This window comes from Vogesella mureinivorans (assembly GCF_007644035.1).
In the GTDB taxonomy this organism is placed as follows: Bacteria; Pseudomonadota; Gammaproteobacteria; order Burkholderiales; family Chromobacteriaceae; genus Vogesella; species Vogesella mureinivorans.
The window spans coordinates 1-507 of the sequence record NZ_VMTV02000725.1 but is presented as its reverse complement, the minus strand read 5'-3'; the positions used below and the strand labels follow the sequence as shown (position 1 = coordinate 507).

Sequence of the window (507 nt, the reverse complement as noted above, 5' to 3'; positions counted from 1 at the left end):
TGTAAACCAATTTTGGATGTCCTTCAAGGAGAGCTTATTAAATGCTTCCTCTATGGCTTTGGCTAAGTCAGGGTAATTTCTGGCACCGATTGAACGCAAGACGCTTTTAATCTTTGACCAACAGTTTTCAATCGGTGAGAAATCAGGGGAATAGGGGGGTAGATAAATGAGTTTTGCACCAGCTTTCGCGATCAAGGCTTCGATTTCTTCTCCTTTATGAATGGAGCAATTATCCATCACCACACAAGCCCCTGGCCAAAGCTTAGGAACCAGTCGTTGAGCAATGAAGGCTTCAAATGTCAGACCATCAGTGGAACCGAGTAGACTCACTTGACTAATCAGTCCATTTAGCCCAATCGCACCAATGAGAGAGACATTCTTGCCCCGTTTTTGGGGGCGTTTGCCTCGTGCTCTTTTCCCTTTGGGTGCACGTGCAAACAACCGGGTTAGAGCGAGATTGATGCCAGACTCATCAATGAAGATTAAGTCTTTTGCTAAGATGCCTCC

General features: G+C 45.6%; 1 protein-coding gene. It reads right to left on the bottom strand.

Annotated features, from left to right (window positions below; translation table 11 throughout):
• Positions 1-507: IS630 family transposase (locus FLQ44_RS17925; RefSeq protein ID WP_147695472.1), on the bottom strand; the 507-nt coding region annotated here is incomplete at both ends.